Source organism: Devosia sp. SD17-2 (assembly GCF_029201565.1).
Taxonomy (GTDB): Bacteria; Pseudomonadota; Alphaproteobacteria; order Rhizobiales; family Devosiaceae; genus Devosia.
On the sequence record NZ_CP104002.1, the window covers coordinates 4,173,553 to 4,189,158 of the forward strand.

At 61.3% G+C, this 15,606-nt stretch carries 16 protein-coding genes and 1 pseudogene; 11 read left to right on the top strand and 6 right to left on the bottom strand.

What is annotated here, in order from left to right:
• Positions 1–1,650, bottom strand: coding sequence for a cytochrome-c oxidase, cbb3-type subunit I (gene ccoN / locus NYQ88_RS20435; RefSeq protein ID WP_275652890.1), 1,650 nt, complete (start codon positions 1,648–1,650; stop codon positions 1–3).
• 529 nt (positions 1,651–2,179) lie between these two features.
• Here ccoN and NYQ88_RS20440 point away from each other — a divergent pair.
• The 7 genes and pseudogenes from NYQ88_RS20440 (at position 2,180) to NYQ88_RS20470 (ending at position 6,779) form a co-directional block, all read left to right on the top strand.
• Positions 2,180–2,419, top strand: a complete 240-nt coding sequence (locus tag NYQ88_RS20440; protein WP_275652891.1) for a helix-turn-helix transcriptional regulator — start codon at positions 2,180–2,182, stop codon at positions 2,417–2,419.
• Positions 2,420–2,479: 60 nt separating this feature from the next.
• The gene (locus tag NYQ88_RS20445) at positions 2,480–3,178 is read left to right on the top strand and encodes a YetF domain-containing protein (protein ID WP_275652892.1); all 699 of its coding nucleotides are present in this window, start codon (positions 2,480–2,482) and stop codon (positions 3,176–3,178) included.
• Between the two features lie 236 nt (positions 3,179–3,414).
• Positions 3,415–4,296 (top strand): annotated as a pseudogene (locus tag NYQ88_RS20450) (sulfurtransferase).
• 73 nt (positions 4,297–4,369) lie between these two features.
• Positions 4,370–5,572, top strand: coding sequence for a YeeE/YedE thiosulfate transporter family protein (locus tag NYQ88_RS20455; RefSeq protein ID WP_275652893.1), 1,203 nt, complete (start codon positions 4,370–4,372; stop codon positions 5,570–5,572).
• 254 nt (positions 5,573–5,826) lie between these two features.
• Positions 5,827–6,033, top strand: a complete 207-nt coding sequence (locus NYQ88_RS20460) for a cold-shock protein (RefSeq protein ID WP_275652894.1) — start codon at positions 5,827–5,829, stop codon at positions 6,031–6,033.
• Positions 6,034–6,168: 135 nt separating this feature from the next.
• Positions 6,169–6,339, top strand: coding sequence for a hypothetical protein (locus NYQ88_RS20465; RefSeq protein WP_275652895.1), 171 nt, complete (start codon positions 6,169–6,171; stop codon positions 6,337–6,339).
• 215 nt (positions 6,340–6,554) lie between these two features.
• A complete protein-coding gene (locus NYQ88_RS20470; RefSeq protein ID WP_275652896.1) occupies positions 6,555–6,779 on the top strand; it encodes a hypothetical protein in 225 nt (74 codons plus the stop codon).
• 213 nt (positions 6,780–6,992) lie between these two features.
• On the opposite strand, the gene rpsU is transcribed toward NYQ88_RS20470, so the two are convergent.
• Positions 6,993–7,259, bottom strand: coding sequence for a 30S ribosomal protein S21 (gene rpsU, locus NYQ88_RS20475; RefSeq protein WP_275652897.1), 267 nt, complete (start codon positions 7,257–7,259; stop codon positions 6,993–6,995).
• Between the two features lie 201 nt (positions 7,260–7,460).
• On the opposite strand from rpsU, the gene NYQ88_RS20480 reads away from it, so the two are divergent.
• Together NYQ88_RS20480 and NYQ88_RS20485 are read left to right on the top strand one after the other, a co-directional pair.
• Entirely contained in the window at positions 7,461–7,931 is a 471-nt protein-coding gene (locus tag NYQ88_RS20480) for a YaiI/YqxD family protein (RefSeq protein ID WP_275654969.1), read from the top strand.
• Positions 7,932–8,058: 127 nt separating this feature from the next.
• Positions 8,059–8,805: an SDR family NAD(P)-dependent oxidoreductase gene (locus NYQ88_RS20485; RefSeq protein WP_275652898.1), complete on the top strand. Its 747-nt coding sequence runs from the start codon at positions 8,059–8,061 to the stop codon at positions 8,803–8,805.
• Positions 8,806–8,949: 144 nt separating this feature from the next.
• Here NYQ88_RS20485 and leuB read toward each other — a convergent pair whose 3' ends face one another.
• Positions 8,950–10,050 carry a 3-isopropylmalate dehydrogenase gene (leuB, locus tag NYQ88_RS20490; protein WP_275652899.1) on the bottom strand — a complete coding sequence of 367 codons (1,101 nt, stop codon included), beginning with the start codon at positions 10,048–10,050 and terminating at the stop codon, positions 8,950–8,952.
• A 183-nt stretch (positions 10,051–10,233) separates the two neighbouring features.
• On the opposite strand from leuB, the gene NYQ88_RS20495 reads away from it, so the two are divergent.
• Entirely contained in the window at positions 10,234–13,491 is a 3,258-nt protein-coding gene (locus tag NYQ88_RS20495; RefSeq protein ID WP_275652900.1) for a S41 family peptidase, read from the top strand.
• 61 nt (positions 13,492–13,552) lie between these two features.
• Here the strand turns inward: NYQ88_RS20495 and NYQ88_RS20500 are convergent, their stop codons facing one another.
• The 3 genes from NYQ88_RS20500 to leuD are packed head-to-tail and all read right to left on the bottom strand — an operon-like array spanning position 13,553 to position 14,977.
• On the bottom strand, positions 13,553–13,942 hold the full coding sequence (locus NYQ88_RS20500) for a RidA family protein (RefSeq protein WP_275652901.1): 390 nt from the start codon (positions 13,940–13,942) through the stop codon (positions 13,553–13,555).
• 3 nt (positions 13,943–13,945) lie between these two features.
• On the bottom strand, positions 13,946–14,371 hold the full coding sequence (locus tag NYQ88_RS20505) for a GNAT family N-acetyltransferase (protein WP_275652902.1): 426 nt from the start codon (positions 14,369–14,371) through the stop codon (positions 13,946–13,948).
• On the bottom strand, positions 14,372–14,977 hold the full coding sequence (gene leuD / locus NYQ88_RS20510; RefSeq protein ID WP_275652903.1) for a 3-isopropylmalate dehydratase small subunit: 606 nt from the start codon (positions 14,975–14,977) through the stop codon (positions 14,372–14,374).
• Between the two features lie 221 nt (positions 14,978–15,198).
• Here leuD and NYQ88_RS20515 point away from each other — a divergent pair, with 221 nt between their 5' ends.
• Positions 15,199–15,588: a hypothetical protein gene (locus NYQ88_RS20515; protein WP_275652904.1), complete on the top strand. Its 390-nt coding sequence runs from the start codon at positions 15,199–15,201 to the stop codon at positions 15,586–15,588.
• Positions 15,589–15,606 lie beyond the last annotated feature (18 nt).

Consider the following 15,606-nt stretch of genomic DNA (forward strand, 5'->3'; position numbering starts at 1 on the left):
CTACTCCGCAGGGCTTGGGACTGCGCCGGCAGGGGCAAGTTCACCCTCGTCCAGCTTTTCTTGAACCGGAACGCCTCGCCGCACCGTCATCCAGATGTTGTAAGAGCCCACAATGGCGCCGATCAGGAACAGCAGCCCGCCGATGGTCCGCGCGATATAGTAGGGATACATGGCGACCAGAGTATCCACGAAGGAGTAGGCCAGCGTGTCACTCTCGGTATAGGTGCGCCACATCAGCCCCTGGATGATCCCCGAGTTCCACATGGCGAACACGTAGATCAACGTGCCGGTCAGAGCGAGCCAAAAGTGGACCTCGATAAGGCCGTTAGAATACATGCGCTCGCGCTTCCAAAGCGCAGGCACCAGCGTGTAGATCGACCCGAATGTAATCAGCGCCACCCAGCCCAGCGCACCAGCGTGAACGTGCCCCACCGTCCAGTCGGTATAGTGCGAGAGGGAGTTTACCGCGCGCACGGCCATGAACGATCCCTCGAAGGTCGAGAGCCCGTAAAAGATCGCCGCGACGACCATGAAGCGAAGGGTGGCATCGTCGCGTACCTTGTGCCAGGCGCCGCGTAGGGTCATCAGCGCATTGCCGGCCGATGCCCAGGACGGCACCAGCAGCATGACGGAAAAGGTCATGCCAAGAGTCTGCACCCAGTGCGGCAAAGCCGTATAGTGTAGGTGGTGCGAACCAGCCCACATGTAGAAGAAGGTGATGCCCCAGAAACTGAGGATGGACAGCCGGTAGGAGAAGATTGGTCTATTGGCACGCTTGGGCAGGTAATAATACATCATGGCGAGAAAGCCCGCCGTGAGAAAGAAGGCTACCGCGTTGTGGCCATACCACCACTGCACCATTGCATCCTGCACCCCCGGCCAGATCGTGTAGCTCTTGGCACTGGCGAGGCTTACCGGCAGGGCAAGGTTGTTGACGATGTGCAAGATCGCCACGACGACGATAAACGCCAAGTAGTACCAGTTGGCGACGTAAATATGGGGTTCTTTGCGCCGAGCAAGAGTGCGGAGAAACAGCACGAAGTACGTCACCCAGACGATTACAAGCCAGATGTCAGCATACCATTCAGGCTCGGCATATTCCTTGGATTGGGTAATGCCCATGCCATAGCCAGTGACGGCCATGATGCAGAACAGATTGTAACCAAAGATGACGAACCAAGGGCTTACATGCCCGGCGAGGCGCGCCCGGCTGGTACGCTGGACAACATGGAATGAAGTGGCGATGAGGGCATTGCCACCGAAGCCGAAGATGACGCCAGTCGTATGAGCGGGGCGTAACCGGCCAAAAGTAGACCAGGCCGTGTCGAAATTAAGAGCCGGCCAAGCCAACTGCGCTGCGACCCATACCCCGACGAACATCCCGAAAATGGCCCAGGCCATGGTCAGGGCAATGCCCACCTTGATCGGATCGTCGTAATAGCTTGTCGCTCGGTTTTCGCTCGGTTCGGGCAGGCTTAGCCGCGGCAAAATATAAGCAGCCGCCGACAAGCATAGCAGAATGACCATAAGACCATGGACCCCAATAGGGTCCCACCGCCCCGGCACTGCAAGCAACAGCGCCCCTAGCCCTATCAGCGTAAGCAGCAAGAGGCACAGCCGCCGCTCGTCATGTGTCAATCCTGCAACCATTAAGCAGATCCTCTAATCCTTGCCCGTTCGCCGCCTTGAGCGGTTCGGATCCCTACCTCTGTCTCTACTACCAATTGTCGCATTCAAGTTTGTTCTGCGTCAAAGAGAGCGCGACGGCTAAACGTAGCCATTGTCACACCAACCAACGAGACAGTTCAAGTAGGCGGATGATGAACCTGTGACTTGGCTTGGTCGTTCAATGCCGCTGACACGAACACAATTAAAAAAGAAGTTGAAGAGGCCACAACAGCGAGCTTGAAATAGCTCAACTACTTTTTCCAGTGAACGCGGCACTTGAAATCCAAAAATGCCTGCTACACATTGGCTTTCGAGCCCAAACTGCTGAAAGCCCCGTGCTTCCGGAAGTCCCGGAGAGTCCCTCTCTCTCCGCCATTCTTCCAATTTTCCTTTTTCGGACCGCTCCTGCTTTCGCGCCGGGGGTTTGACGCTGGGCGTAACCCTTCACATTCGGCCCGGTGAAACCTTTGCCCCCCGTTCGGATTGAATGGGGAGAGCAAGGAGTTTTGCCATGACTTTTCCCGCAGATCCCGCGCAGCGGCAGCCCAAGGGCGATCATAATCGCCGCCTGGCACTTGGACTTGAGCCGGAGGCTCTGGCCGCCGAAGCCGGCGTGACCGTTGAGCAATTGCGTGATTATGAGCGCACCGGCCCGGACCAGGATTTCGACCTCGACGTGGCCCAGCGCGTCGGTGCTGCGCTCGAACGTATCGAAGCCAATCCACCCCCGACCCAATCCGTCATCACCTGAGCCGCGGCGGGGAATTTCCGCCGACGGTAGCTGTGGGTGGTTGGTTGCAGGTTTGGAGAAATGGAACAGGCTGTAAGCGAGCTCGACTGGCAGCGAATGCTGATCGGGGACGATTCGGCGATCGTCTTTGTCGAGATCCTCATCCGCACCGTCATTATCTATGGCTATACGCTGGCGCTGTTGCGCTGGCTGGGCGGGCGCGCCATCGGGCAATTGTCGACGGTGGAGTTCCTGCTCGTCATTGCCCTCGGATCGGCCGTCGGCGACGCCATGTTCTATCCGGACGTGCCTCTCCTCCACGCCATGGCGGTGGTCACGCTCGTCGTCCTTGCCAATAAGGGTCTGGACATGGCCATGGCGCGCAATCGCGCCTTCGAGCGCGCCCTCGACGGGGCGCCCAAGGAAGCGGTCCGCCAGGGTGTGATCCTGGCCAGCTTTCTCAAGGACAAGGCGCTGACCACCAATGAACTGGCCCAGCAGCTGCGCCAGAGGGGCATCGAGCATCTCGGACAGGTCGAACATGCCTATGTCGAAACCGATGGCGTGCTCACCGTCTTCAAGAGCGCGCCGCAAGCCCGCCCCGGCTTGCCCATCGTGCCGCCATGGGAGATTGAACACCCCCGGCCCGTGGCAGCGGATGCTTCTCCAGATGGACCGGTCGCTTGCCTCCATTGCGGATACCTCGCCCAGCCGGCCCATCGGGGCACCTGCCCCAATTGCGGGGGCGAGCAATGGACCCTCGCGCGCACCGACCGCTAAGCTCGGACCGAGGCAAGCACCTCCGCTGCGCCATGGCCCGCGTTATTTTTGCGCGCGCGTCCGCTGCGGCAGGGCGAAATTCCTCTTCTCGATCGGGATTTAGGTCACTGTGCTTTGCCCGGCTGCCCCGTTTTGGCCATTATTTGGCCAAAGCGGCACATCGGCCGCGACGAGAGTAGGGCAAAGCAATGACAAGCATAACCAAGCGCCTGGCCGCCTTCGCCGGTGTCGTGGCAATGGCAGCCGTTCCGAGCGTGGCGCTGGCCGTGGATGGCCCGCTGGTCACCGCCGACTGGCTGTAGGAAAATCTCAACAATCCAAATGTGCGCATCTTCGAGGTCAGCGTCGACACCGGCGTCTACGCCCGTGGCGACATTCCGGGCGCCATCAATCTCAACTGGCACACCGATCTCGTTGACACCGTGCGCCGTGACATCGTCTCGAGCGATGGGCTCGAAGCGCTGCTGCAGCAGGCCGGCGTTACCGAAGACACCACCATTGTCCTTTATGGCGACAACAATAACTGGTTCGCCGCCTGGGGCGCCTGGGTGTTCGATATCCACGGGCTCGGCGACGTAAAGCTGCTCGATGGCGGTCGCAAGTATTGGGAAGGCCAGGGCCTGCCCTTCGACACAGCGACGCCGGAATATGCAACCTCCACCATCGACCTGCCGTCCGAGCCGGCACCGCTGCGCGCCCGCCTCGTCGACGTGCTGGAAGTGGTTGAAGGGGGCGCCGATGTATCGCTCGTCGATATTCGCGGGCCCAAGGAATATTCGGGCGAGATCTTTGCCCCCGAAGGCGTGCAGGAACTCTCCGTCCGCGCCGGCCATATCCCGGGCGCCGTGAACTTCCCCTGGGGCGGTGCCGTGCAGGAAGACGGTCGCTTCAAGTCGGCCGAGGACCTCAAGGCCGCCTTTTCCGCCATCGGCATCGACGGCTCCAAGCCGATCATCACCTATTGCCGCATTGGCGAACGCTCCAGCCACACCTGGTTCGTGCTGTCGCGCATCCTCGGCTATGAGGTGCGCAATTACGACGGCTCCTGGACCGAATATGGCAATGCCGTCGGCGTGCCGATCACCAATCCGTCGGGCACGGTCTGGGGCAAGATCTGAGCCACTTCCGTTTAGAGCAAACTGATAGTTCCGGACGGGCGCCACCAGCGCCCGTCTTTCTCATGGGGCAGACATGACCACGCCAGCCATCCGCTTCGGCCTTCCGCTTCTCATCGCCATCGGCCTTGCCTGGGGCTTTTTCGTGCTCAATGGCCAGGGCCCGGAAGGGCGTCCGCTGGCCTTTTCGCTCGCGATCGGCGCCGCCTTCGGCGTCGTCCTGCAGCGCAGCCGCTTCTGCTTTTACTGCAATTTTCGCGATCTCATTGAAAAGCGCCAGGCGGCGGGCGTGATCGCCATCCTCGTGGCTCTTGGCGTCGGCGCCATTGGCTACACCGCCATCTTCGGCGCCTGGCTGCCGACCCCGGCCCCTGGCCGCCTGCCCCCAACCGCCCATATCGGACCGGTCAGCCTGACGTTGGTCATCGCTGCCTTCGCCTTTGGAATCGGCATGGCCATTTCCGGCTCATGCCTTTCCGCTCATTTTTATCGGCTAGCCGAAGGTTCGGTGATTTCGCCCTTCGCCATCATTGGGGCCGGCCTTGGCTTTGGGCTGGGGTTCCTCACCTGGAACCCGCTGTTCCTCGCCATAACCTCGAACGCCTTCATCCTCTGGTTGCCCAATATTTTTGATTATGCCGGTGCGCTGGCGATCACGATTGCGGCGCTCGCCGCCCTCGCCGTCGCCGCTCTGTGGTGGGCGCGCCCGGCCATGTCGGAGCCCGCCGCTTCACTGACCCTTGGCGAAGCCATCGATCGGGTGTTCTTCCACCGCTGGCCAGCCGTGCTCGGCGGTACCCTCGTGGGCATCATTTCCACGCTCGCCTATTTTCGCGTCGCGCCGCTGGGCGTCACCGCCGAGCTCGGCTCGATCGTGCGCACCGCCGGCACTGCCTGGGACGTCTTGCCGGGGACGCTGTTTGGCCTCGACGGACTGCGCGGCTGCGCCACCATCATCAAGGAAGCGCTGCTTTCCCATAACGGCCTCTTCGTTATCGGGCTGATCGGGGCGTCCTTCATCACCTCGCTCATTGCCGGCCAGTTCAAGCCGCGCCGTCTTACCGGGCTCGACGTGGTGCGCGGCCTCTCAGGCGGCCTTCTGCTCGGCTGGGGTTCGATGACCGCGCTCGGCTGCACCGTCGGCGTGCTGCTTTCGGGCATTCATGCCGGCTCGCTTTCGGGCTGGGTGTTTCTCCTCGCCTCGTGCATGGGCATTCTGGCCGCGCTCTTCCTCGCAAAGCTGGTGAGCGGCCGCGCCGTCGCCCCACAGACCGCGTAAATCTGATGAACTACACCTTGGAAAGCCCGTAAAACCGGGCTTTCGGCCGTAAAAACAGGCGAGCCTTGACTTGGCCTCATTTGAGGTAGAGTATAGCGATATACGTTTTCTGCCCCTGTTGGCGACCTGATCTGACCGAGTTTGTCGGTTACTTAGCTTTCCTCCCGATTTGCGAACGTTTTAGACTCCAGTCGCATGTGCGGCGGAGAAACTGCTCGTTTGCATTCAATCGAGCGAAACGCTGAGAAGCTAAAATGATCAACGGCACCGTCAAGTTCTACAATTCCACCAAGGGCTTTGGCTTTATCTCCCCCGACGACGGCGGCAAGGATGCATTCGTGCATGTGTCTGCGCTTGAGCGCGGCGGGATTTCTGATCTGGCCGATGGCCAGAAGGTTACCTACGACCTTGAAAAGGGTCGCGATGGTCGCGAATCCGCGATCAATCTGCAGGCAGCCTAGTTCGTCTCTTCGCGGGGACCCTCGGTCCCCGCCCCCAATCGGGAGCATTTTGTGTTGCATCGCTATAAAGTCGGCCAGATCCTGGAACTTCGCTCTGCCCCACGGCACAGCAACCGGCCAGCCGGGACTTGCGAAGTGATCAATTGCCTCCCACATGAGACTGGCCCGGTGCTCTATCGGGTCAAGTCCTGGAATGAGCGCATCGAGCGGGTGGTCGAGGAAGTCGACCTGTCCCCCAGCGATAGCCGCAAGACAATTTCCAGCGAAACGGAACGCGTTTTCGACATCGCCGTTTCCAAGAAATAGCCTGTCACGGCTGCCTTGCGCAGCCGGACCAGTTTTTTCGCCCCACTCATGCGCTCCAAGCGCAGGCGGGCGGATCAAACGGCCCCCCTCGTCACGAGCCTGTCAAGAAAGACGCTTACGAGGAGTGGAAGCCGCAAGGGTGCCCAGGCACCATCAACCACCAGCGCCAAAGGCGCTGAATCAAGACCGGCTCAAGCCGGCAGAAAGACTGAATAATGAACACTCAAATGCTTCATTCGCCGGGAGAACTCTTCCTCGGCAGCGACGCCGCCACCGCAATTGCGCAGGGCTCGCGTCATTTTCGCAGCGCCGATAAAGCCGTGCGCTTTGCGATGGAACATGCCGCGCCGGTAAGCCTGCGCGGCGCCATGCTCAAAATCGGCGGCCGTACACTCGGCCCGTCCGAAATCCGCTCGCTGCATCGGCAGCTGAGCCGTTAGTCCACAAGACTAAGATGAAAATTGCGGGGTCCCTTGTCGTCCAGAACGGGCGGTGAGGGGCCCCGCGCCCGTTTGAGCCGCTGAAGCGGCCGTCCCGGCCCCACATGGCGAGGTCTTTGCTGGGCAAAAGGCTCGGCGCATGGGGGCGGTACAAAGCGTTCAGGCCGCGCCCTGTTGCCAGGGATCGGCCAGTACAATCGCTTGGCGGTAGACTTATTGTGCCGGGCGCGGCGAAGAGCCGGGGCGCGGAGCGCGGGCCGGAGCCTTGGGTGCAGCGATCAGGCCTTCACGGATTGCCTGCTTGCGTGCAGCCTTACGAGCGCGACGAACGGCTTCAGCCTTTTCGCGCACGCGAGCCTCGGAGGGCTTCTCGAAATACTTACGGAGCTTCATCTCCCGGAACACGCCTTCGCGCTGGAGACGCTTCTTGAGCACGCGGAGGGCCTGCTCGACATTGTTGTCGCGAACTTGAACCTGCAAGAACTTTCCTAACGTTTTTTGGCCGCCTCACCTTGCGGCAGACGGAGCCGATCCTCTGATCGTGGCACTTCGTTATCAGCAGAGCCGTCTCTCGCCAACCCGCCTTTGCAAAAATGGTTGCGTTCCGGGCCTCTGAAGGCCAAGATTCTTTCTATCTGGGGCAGAGACGGCTAGATAAACGGCCAGATCGCTACCGGAAAACTGCCAATGGTTGCCATTTTTATCGATGCTGACGCCTGTCCGGTCAAGGACGAGGCCCTGCGCGTGGCCGAGCGACACGGGCTCGTCATCACCTATGTGGCCAATTTTGGCCTCCGTCCGTCGCGCGATTCTATGGTTCGCACGGTAATGGTGCCCCAGGGGGCCGACGCTGCCGACGACTGGATCGTTGAAAACGCGGCGGCCGGCGATCTCGTCGTCACTGCCGATATTCCACTTGCCAGCCGCGTGCTCGAAAAGGGCGCTGCGGCCATCGGCCCGACCGGCAAGCTCTTTACCCGCGAGAGCATCGGCATGGCACTCGCCATGCGCGAGCTGAACCAGTACCTGCGCGAGACCGGGGAAAGCCGCGGCTTCACCGCCGCCTTTTCGGCGAAGGACCGCTCCAACTTCCTCCAGCATTTTGATGCCCTGGTGCAGCGGGCCAAGCGCGACGCGCAAAATAGCCTTTGAGCCAATTGACGCACGCCGTCCCAGGCGGCAACCCTCCTGCGTAACCGCGGGTTCGCCTGCTCCAGGCTTTTGCCCGCGGAAAAACACCAAGGGACCGGCCCATTTTGAGCCGGTGGGGGAGAAGATTATGAACCAGATCGATCTTGCCGGCCGCGTCGCAGTGATTACCGGCGGGGCGCAGGGCATCGGCTTTGCCATTGCGCGCCGGCTTCTGGACTCAGGGGCAAAGGTGAGCCTCTGGGATATGAATGCCGCGCTGCTCGATGAGGCGGCGGCCGAGCTGGGCGAGGGCGCGGATACAATCGTCGTCAATGTCACCGATTATGACGCGATCACGGCAGCAGTGGCGCAGGTCGAGGCCAGGCATGGCAGCCTCGACATCCTCGTCAATTCGGCCGGGATCGCCGGCAAGAACGCCCCGCTCGACGAATACGAGCTGGAAGAATGGCACCGGGTCATCGACATCGACCTCAATGGCACCTTCTACGTCAATCGCGCCGTGCTGCCGGGAATGAAGGCGCGCAATTACGGGCGCATCGTCAATATCGCCTCGATCGCCGCCAAGGAGGGCAATCCCAATGCCGCGGCCTATGCGGCGGCCAAGGCCGGCGTCATCGGCATGACCAAGGCGGTCGGCAAGGAATGCGCCAAATATGACATCGCCATCAATGCGATCACCCCGGCCACCGCCAAGACGCGCATCCTCGACGAGCTTAAGCCCGAATTCATCGACTATATGCTCAGCCGCATTCCCCGCGGCCGGTTTCTCGAGGTCGAGGAAGCCGCCAATATGGTGGCCTGGCTGGTCTCGGCCGAAAACAGTTTTACAACGGCCTCTGTCTTTGACCTCTCCGGTGGCCGCGCCACCTATTGAGGCCGGCCTGTTCGAAAAAGCAAAACCCCGGTGTCACCACCGGGGTTTTTCGTTTTTATGGGTCAACCCGCCATTCGCGCGTAGCGCTCATGGCCTTGCCCCCTCAAATCGCTCCACTGGAGCGATTTGCCCTTCGGGACGACATCAAGCCTTGAGCTTGGCGAGAATGGCGGCGCCCATTTCTTCGGTGCCAACGGTCTTGCGATTATCCTGCGCAATGTCGGCGCAGCGCAGGCCATCGGCCAGCACGGCGGCAATCGCGCCTTCGACCTTGTCGGCCATTTCGATCATGCCGAAGGAATAGCGCAGCGCCATGGCGTAGGACGCGATCATGGCGATCGGATTGGCAATGCCCTTGCCGGCAATGTCCGGAGCCGAACCGTGGACGGGCTCATACATGGCCTTGCGCTTGCCGGTGACTGCATCGGGAGCACCCAGCGCAGCGGACGGCAGCATGCCCAGCGAGCCGGTCAGCATGGCGGCAACGTCGGAGAGAATGTCACCAAACAGATTGTCGGTTACGATGACGTCGAACTGCTTTGGGTTGCGCACGAGCTGCATGGCGCAATTGTCGGCCAGGATGTGGTTGAAGGCCACGTCCGAATAGTCCTTGGCGACGCCACGCACGACTTCGTCCCACAAGACGCCGGACTTCATGACGTTCTTCTTGTCGGCCGAGTGGATCTTGTTGCCGCGAGTGCGAGCGAGATCGAAGGCGACGCGGGCGATGCGGTCGATTTCATAGGTCTCGTAGACCTGTGTATCGACGCCGCGCTTCTGGCCATTGCCCAGATCGGTGATTTCCTTGGGCTCGCCGAAATAGACGCCGCCGGTCAGCTCGCGCACGATGAGGATATCGAGACCTTCGACCAGCTCGCGCTTCAACGCGGAAGCATCGGCCAGTGCCGGATAGCAGATTGCCGGGCGCAGGTTTGCAAAAAGGCCGAGATCCTTGCGCAGACGCAGGAGGGCTGCCTCCGGGCGCTTGTCATAGGGAACATTGTCCCACTTCGGACCGCCGACAGCGCCGAAGATCACGGCGTCTGCCTTCATGGCCTTGGCCATGTCGTCTTCGGAAATGGCTTCGCCATGCGCGTCATAAGCGCAACCACCGGCCAGGCCACTCTCGGTTGCGAAATCGGTCAGCCCTTCGGCATTGGACCAGTCGATGATCTTTTCGACCTCGACCATGATTTCGGTGCCGATGCCGTCGCCGGGCAGAAGGAAAAGGGAATTTGTGGCCATGTCGGTTCTCGCCGTACTGGTGGTTACGCCTGTTGACCGCAGATAGCGTCATTTTTTGCGCCGACGCAAGGCGGACCCATGCATTGGCGACAATCAAAGTCAGTTTTTGTCGCAGCGGTTTAGAGAATTTTTACGCGCAGGAGAGCGTCATCCCCTCAGCTAACTATTTAGGGGGACTAAAAAATGATCGCTCGGCAAATTGCCGCCTCGGTGACGGCGCTCATGCTGGCCATGACGCCCGCCCTGGCGCAGGACGAGACAGGTCCTTCTTCGATGGGCGAAAGATCGATCTGGGTGCGCTACCCTGCCATCGCGCCGGACGGAGAAACGCTAAGCTTCACCTATCGCGGCCGCATCTTCGTCGTCGACGCCGCCGGCGGTCTTGCGGTCCCGCTCACCGCCAATGGCACCTATAGCCATGGCGCCGTCTGGTCCGCGGACTCGGAGAAGCTCGCCTTCGCCTCCGATCTCAATGGCGACGACGACGTCTATGTCACCGATTTCTCCGGCACGCTGGAGCGCCTGACCTGGTCCGCGGCCAGCGAAGTGCCGACCAGCTTCTCGCCCGATGGCAAGAAGATCCTCTATACGGCGGACCGGCTTGGCGACGCCGAACAGAGCGTGCAGACGGCTCTCTCGTTCCGCACGCAGCTCTACTCCGTGGACACTGCCAGCGGGCGTGAAGCGCTGGTCCTGCCCAATCTGGCGCTCCAAGCCGTGTGGAACCGCGACAAGAGCCAACTCGCCTATACCTATAACCCCACGCTTGATCCCGACGAACGCCAGCACCGCGTCGCCGCCAATGCGCGCACCATCTGGTCCTTTGATCCGGTGACGGGAAGACACGAGCCCCTGTTCCCGGTCGATGGCGCTGACCGGCACAATCCGGTCTGGAGCGCGGATGGTCAGTCGCTCTATTATTTGTCCGAAGCCTCGGGCTGGCTCAATGTCTGGCAGATGGACCTGGCCTCGGGCACCGAAACCCAGCTGACCAGCTTTGAAGGCGATCCGGTCCTCGATCTCTCCGTGGCTGACAATGGCACCATTGCCTTCGCAAATCGCGGACGCATCTATGTCATGGCACCCGGTGCGGCTGAAGCAACGCCGATCGAGGTGCTGACGCTCGAGCAGCGCGCCAGCCGACACGACAATTTCCACGCCGACAACAAGAGAGGTTTCACCTCGTCGGCCAGTGGGGAGCATTTCGCCGTCCTGGCGAACGCCGACGTCTTCCTCCAGGACGCGGCTGGCAATTTCCGCCAGATCACAGCGACGCCAGGAGAAGAGACGGGCGTCACCTTTTCGCCAGATGGCATGATGCTGGCCTATGCCGCGCAGCGCGACCAAAAATGGGGACTCTACGGGGTCGATCTGACACCGGCCGAGGGCCAGTCCGGGCTTGCTGCGAACTATGCCGAAATCGCCCTCTATGTGCCTGAAGATGGCAATGCCTATCAGCCCGCCTTCTCGCCCGATGGCACAAAGATCGCCTTCGTGTCAGACCGAAGGGAGATCAAAGTGCTCGACCTTGCGAGCGGGGATATCATCACCCTCTTCGGCGAGAGCGATTATAACTCTGTTTATTATGACGGCGACATGAGCTTTGCTTGGTCGCCCGGCTCCAAGGACCTTTTGGTGCACTGGCGCTCCATGGGCGGATCGGAAAACAAGCGCGTGGCGCTCGTGCCGGCCGATGGCAGCGCACCGCCGCGCCAGATCGGCAATATCAATTCTCTCGAGGGGCTGATGTGGAGCCCGGATGGCACGCAGATTATCGGACATACGGGGCACTATGCGCCGCGCAATGCCCAACTGCAGTCCGGCGGCGCAGATCTCTACCGGGCTTTCATCTCTGAAAAGGCCCGCCAGGATTTCCTCGACACGGTCGAGGGCATCGACAGCGGCTTTGATGTCGATGAAGAGGGCAACGCGGTGGTGCGCCGCTATGAACTCGACGGCTTCCGCAGCCTCAAGCTGGAAGGTCGACTCACCCCCGCGGGCTTCAACGCAGCTGCTTTGGCGCCATTCGATACACAGTCCATTCTGACCGTTTCCTATGCAGGTCAAGCAACATTCCTCGTCAACCTGATCAGTCTTGTCGATGGGTCCAGCACGACGATCGGCTCCTTTGACGCCCCGGGCGCCCAGTGGATTGCGATCGTCCCCGAAATCGGCGTCATCGATGTCATGACCGAGGACTCAATCCTGCGCGTGCCGATTTCCGCGCCGGACCAGGCCAGCGCCATTCCATCGCATCTGTTCTATTCGCGCGACCCCGATGCGGCCCGTGCCGCCGCCTTCGAACAGGCCTGGGCCGATGTAAAATATCGATATTACGATGCCCGCTATGAAGGCCGCGACTGGGACGCGATCGGCGCCAAATATCGGGCTTATCTCGGGTCTATCGCCAGTGACCGGGAACTGCGGGAGCTGATCGGCGCCATGTATGGCGAGCTCTCCGCTTCCCATCTTTTCGTTCGCTATAATGGTCAAGAAAACCAGCGCGCCGATCTGGGCAATAACAATGACAGCATCGGCGTCTATCTCGACCACGGCTATGACGGCCCTGGCCGGCGCGTTGCCGCCATCCTGCCAAACGGCCCGCTGGACCGCCAGGGAATCGATATTGCACCGGGCGATATCATCTCCTCGATCAACGGCAGGGCTGTTCCTGATGCCGGCGGTCTTGACCGCCTGCTCGACCTCAATGTCGGCCGTCCGGCTCTGGTCGGCGTTACCGACGCGGAAACTGCCGAGGAGCGCTTCTATTCCGTCAAGCCGATCGGCCAGAGTGAAGAGACCATCCTTGCCAGGGCGCGCCTGATCGATGCACGCCGCGAAATGGTGGCGCGCCTTTCAAACCAGTGCGTTGCCTATCAGCACGTCCCTGCCATGGACAATCCGTCCTATCTTGAGCTCCTCGCCAATCTCAACTCCCGCCGCGGCATTGCCCGTGCGGCCCTGATCGACGTCCGGACCAATACCGGTGGCAATCTCACGCGTGAGCTCATTACCCTGCTCAGCGGGGTGAGCTATTCAACCCTGGGTGCCGATGGCGGGCCGCAGGATGTGGAGCCCAACAATCGCTGGGTCTGGCCAAGCGCAGTGGTGGTCGACAGTTTTGGCTATTCGGATGGCTCGGTGTTCCCGCAGGCCTACCAGGATAGCAAGATTGGCCCTCTGGTGGGCGATGTCGTCCTCAACACCGGCACGGCCCTGAGCACCACGCGGAGCAGTCTGGTCCCGGGCCTCTCGCACGCCCTGCCGGTGCTGCCCAATCGCCGGATGGACGGGACTTATTACGAGAACAATATCATCCAGCCCGATATCCATGTTCCGTTCAACCCGAACAATGTCGGCCTCAACACCGATCCTCAGCTCGAGGCCGCCGTGGCCGCGCTGATGGAACAGATCGGCGCCGACAGCGATTGCCGGCCCTAGCGCTCAAAACAAAGGGCGCCCCGCGGGGCGCCCTTTCTCATTCCAGCTCTGGGCAGAGAAATCAGGAGTTTGCAGCACCAATGCGGGCAGTCACTTCGATCTCGATCTTCATGCCTTCCTCGATCATCTGCACGATCAGCATGGAGGCGGCGGGGCGGATATCCTTGAACACCGGGCCGACGGCCGCGACGACTTCGTCGACCAGAGCGCGATCGCCCACATAATACACCACCCGCACGGTATCCTGGATGGACGAGCCGGCTTCCCTCAGCGCCTTGTCGATGGTGGCGAGAGCGTTCTTGGCCTGCTCGCCGACGCTCTCGGGCATGGTCATGCTGGCATAGTCGTAGCCCGTCGTGCCCGACACATAGACCGTGTCCTCGTGGCGCACGGCGCGCGAGTAACCGAAGGTAGCTTCAAAAGGCGAACCGGTGGAGATGCGCTGCACCATGGATCAATCCAGTCGTTTCATGAAAAAATAGCGGGTGTGGCCAGGCGGGCTGTTTTCGAGCCGTCCAAATTCGGTGTAGCCGAGCTTTTCATAAAAGCCGGGCGCCTGGAACGAGGTGGTGTGGAGACGCAGGCCGACACAGGCCTTTTCCCGCGCCAGCTCTTCCGCACTGGCCATCAGCGATGCGCCAATGCCGGTGCCGCGCAGACTCTCGGGAATATGGAGCATATCGATATGCATCCAGCCGCAGGTGATGCGGGCGGCCAGGCCGCCTTCGGTCTGGCCCGCATCATTCTTGACGGCCAGAACGAGCGACGAAGAGGCGGTGAACCGCCCCTCCGTCTGGATTTCATTGTACTGGGCAAGACCGTTGAGGATGACGTCGTGGGACTGCTGGCTGGAGCCTTCTTCCAGAACGATCCTTGCCATTTAGAGCCAGGGACGCTCGGACGCCATCTTGCCCTCGAAGGAGGAGATGGCCGGATCGGACTTCAGCGTGCCGGCGATATCGTCGAGGCCTTCAAGCAGGATCTGCTTGCGGGACGGGTCGATGTCGAAGCTGAGCGTGCCGCCGTCCGGACCCTTGATGGTCTGGGCTTCGAGGTCGATGGTCAGCGTGGCGTTGGAGCCGCGCTCGGCATCGTCGAGCAGAAGCTTCAGCTGCTCAGGCGAGACCACGAGCGGCAGAATGCCGTTCTTGAAGCAGTTGTTGTAGAAAATGTCGGCAAAGCTGGTGGAGATCACGCAGCGCACGCCAAAATCGAGCAGGGCCCAGGGAGCATGCTCGCGGCTCGAACCGCAGCCAAAATTGTCGCCAGCGATGACGATCTTGGCATTGCGATAAGCCGGCTTGTTGAGCACGAACTCTGGGTTTTCCGAGCCGTCCTCATTGTAGCGCATTTCCGAGAACAGGGCGGTGCCCAGGCCGGTGCGCTTGATGGTCTTGAGGTACTGCTTGGGGATGATCATGTCGGTGTCGATGTTGATGATCGGCAACGGCGCCGCGACACCCGTCAAAGTGGTGAATTTTTCCATGGATAGGGACCTCGCTTTGCCATGGGTCTTTGCGCAAAGCGGGGCCCGGGTCAAGTCGGCAGCGCCCGAAAGCGTTCGGCGGCCCGCGCGAAGCTCCACGCCAGCCGCCCGAGGCCGAGATTTGTCATTCTAAACTTGTCGCGAGCCCCTCCCTGCGACACGCCGCGGGCTTGAGGCCGGCTCCGCTCTGGGCTAAGCCACTCGCAGGAGACGCACCCAGCATGGCCAATCGGGCTGACATCACCATGAAGGAGATCGGCACGCTGTTTGCGCTGCTGGCGCTTTATGTGCTCGTCCTGCTGACCCCGCTCCACCAGGCCGCCGGCCTCCAGCGCGATCTCTCCGGCTTCGGCTTTGAAACCGTCGCCAGCTGGTCGGTCTGCGAAAGCCTCGCCGCCGACGCGAACGGCGATCCGCTCGCCGCCCAAAATGTGAAATGCCCGGCCGCCAGCCTTGGCAAGACCGCGCTTGCCGGCCCCGTGCCGCCCGTCTTGCTCATCGAAGCGCCGGGCCTTTCCGATATCCTGACCTATGCCGAGGCAGGCGACAGCCACGCCCTGCGCCGTCCCGACCATTTCGGGCAATCACGGGCCCCTCCAGTCCCGGTCTGAGTTTTTGTCCCTGGCTGA